The organism is Microcystis sp. M49636_WE2, assembly GCF_030065375.1.
GTDB classification, from domain to species: Bacteria; Cyanobacteriota; Cyanobacteriia; order Cyanobacteriales; family Microcystaceae; genus Microcystis; species Microcystis aeruginosa_C.
Genome location: NZ_JASJFG010001034.1, coordinates 1 through 2,455, shown reverse-complemented (window position 1 = coordinate 2,455; position 2,455 = coordinate 1). Strand labels below are relative to the sequence as shown.

4 protein-coding genes are annotated in these 2,455 nt (G+C 48.5%); 2 read left to right on the top strand and 2 right to left on the bottom strand.

The features are described 5' to 3' along the window. Positions 1-148 precede the first annotated feature (148 nt). Both PX484_RS23750 and upp read right to left on the bottom strand, forming a co-directional pair. Positions 149-436 carry a ssl2009 family thylakoid membrane protein gene (locus PX484_RS23750; protein WP_002803502.1) on the bottom strand — a complete coding sequence of 96 codons (288 nt, stop codon included), beginning with the start codon at positions 434-436 and terminating at the stop codon, positions 149-151. 14 nt (positions 437-450) lie between these two features. Continuing rightward, on the bottom strand, positions 451-1,104 hold the full coding sequence (gene upp, locus PX484_RS23745; RefSeq protein WP_046663119.1) for a uracil phosphoribosyltransferase: 654 nt from the start codon (positions 1,102-1,104) through the stop codon (positions 451-453). Positions 1,105-1,419: 315 nt separating this feature from the next. Between upp and PX484_RS23740 the strand changes: the two genes are divergently transcribed. Then, positions 1,420-1,635 carry an NAD(P)H-quinone oxidoreductase subunit O gene (locus PX484_RS23740; protein WP_002758722.1) on the top strand — a complete coding sequence of 72 codons (216 nt, stop codon included), beginning with the start codon at positions 1,420-1,422 and terminating at the stop codon, positions 1,633-1,635. 26 nt (positions 1,636-1,661) lie between these two features. Further along, positions 1,662-2,455 (top strand): malate dehydrogenase (mdh, locus tag PX484_RS23735; protein WP_288105876.1); only part of this gene is annotated, 794 nt, incomplete at its 3' end.

Sequence of the window (2,455 nt, the reverse complement as noted above, 5' to 3'; positions counted from 1 at the left end):
CCGATTTTGAGGGGGTCAATTACCTAATTTTCAGGGAAAAAGTAGCTGAATTTCCCCCTGATCACTCCCATATCTGGTACTTTTGGATTTCAAAAAAGGCTAAAAGTCTTATCCAGCAAGGTTTTTAGATTTATTCAGCAGGCCCTATTTAACGATCGCTGCCGTTTTCCTGTACCGATCCTAACTGTTGACGCACATCATCGATCGCTAGATTTAACTGGGCAATTTTATCTTCTAAACTGCGGCGGGCCATTTCCATGCCTTCCTCGGGAGTCAAGCGCCCATGGCGGATACCCTCCACAAAGGACTGATTATCACCAGCTGCTAAACCGCGGCGGCTGCGATTAGCCAACACTGTCCCCAAAACACCGCCCACTAAACCACCGACAATCGCACCGGCTAAAAAACCGCCCGCAAACCCATCTCGCTGACTCATAATCCGTTTTTCTCCTAATAGGTTCCAAAAGCTCGATCGCCGGCATCGCCCAACCCCGGCACGATGTAACCGCGGCTATTTAGTCCTTCATCGATAATAGCCGTATAGATGTTCAAGCTGGGATAATTTTGACTCAATTTCTGTAAAGCCGGCGGGGCAGCCACCACGGAAATCAGGCGAATTAGGGCAGGATCAACGCCTCTGCTGGTAATTTCTGCCATTGCCGTTGAAATTGATCCCCCCGTGGCTAACATCGGTTCGAGAATTAACACTCTCGTGGCCGGATCAAAACTAGCCGGTAATTTATTTAAATAACAACTCGCCTCTAGGGTTTCCTCATTTCTGGCTAAACCGAGATGATAGGTACTAGCTAGGGGTAAAAGACTTTGCGCCCCTTCCAACAGGGCTAATCCTGCGCGTAAAATCGGGACTACGGCGATCGGTACGCTAGGATCGATAAAAGTAGCGGGACATTCCGCTAGAGGGGTTTTAACGCTAGTTTCCAGGGTCGGCAGCCATTGCCGCGCCGCTTCGTAGGTTAACCAGCGCCCTAGTTCCGTCATCGCTGTTTTAAACAGTACCGGGGGGGTATTTTGATCGCGGGCGATCGCCAGCCAATGCTTAACCAGAGGGTGTTCGGGAACGTAGACGCGCAGTTGTAAAACCATGAAAACACGAGAACTCGATCGAGGGCTAAACTTTATCTTAAGCCAAAAAGCCATCAGCCTTGAATTAGTTATCAGTTTCTGAAGGCAAGGGGCGACAGGCACTCATGCAAAAGAAAGAATCTGGCAATTCTCCTACCTAAAAAGAAGGGCAAAAACTAAGTACATCAAAGCTTTTAGCTTAACCAATTAGGTTTTAGATTCGGCCTTTGGTATCGGTTATCAGTTCACTGATGACTGAAAAAGCCCTTGTCAGAGGTCTGCCCGAATATGTAACAATTTATGGGAGAAACCCCCAGCAAATTTAACGAGAAAAACATGGCAGCTACAATTAAGAAAGGAGCTTTAGTCCGCGTGGTGACGGGAAACCTAGAAAATAGCCTCGAAGCCCTAGCCAGCGATCGCCGTTTACCCAGTTATATGTTCAACTCGACAGCAGAAGTCTTGGATGTAAAAGATGATTACGCTTTGATTAAATTCTATGTTCCTACCCCCAGTGTGTGGCTAAAGCTCGAACAACTGGAACCCGTCTGATGAGGATATTGCCTCATCCATAAATCATGGTTGACTTCTACGATACACTCATCCCCTGCCAATCGCCCCGAGTCTCGGTTATTGGTGCCGGTAACGTCGGACGCACCTTGGCCCAACGCATCGCCGAAAAAAACCTCGCCGATGTGGTTCTCCTCGATATCGTCAATGGTTTGCCCCAGGGTATTGCCCTAGATTTGATGGAAGCTCAGGGCATAGAACTGCACGACAGCGAGATTATCGGCACTAATAACTATGAAGACACGGCAGGCTCGAATATTGTCGTGATTACGGCTGGATTAGCCAGAAAACCGGGCATGAGTCGCGATGATCTCATGAATGTCAATGCCAAAATTGTCGTCGAGGCCGCCACTAAATGCCTCAAGTATTCTCCAGAGGCCATTTTTATCGTCATCACTAATCCCCTTGATGTGATGACCTATCTAGTCTGGCAAGCAACCGGTTTACCCCCCCAAAGAGTGATGGGAATGGCCGGAGTCCTCGATTCTTCCCGTTTACAAACCTTTATCGCCATGGAATTGGGGGTTAGTACCGCCGACGTTCATGCTATGGTTTTGGGTGGTCACGGTGATTTAATGTTACCCCTACCCCGTTACTGTACCGTCAGTGGTGTGCCGATTACCGAATTAATGGACGAGATGACGATTAATCGTCTAGTGGAGAGAACTCGCAACGGTGGGGCTGAAATCGTCAAATTACTGCAAACTGGCGGCGCTTATTACGCCCCTGCTTCCTCTGCCTGTACCATGGTCGAGACGATATTGAGAAATCAATCCCGTTTACTGCCGGCGGCAGCCTATCT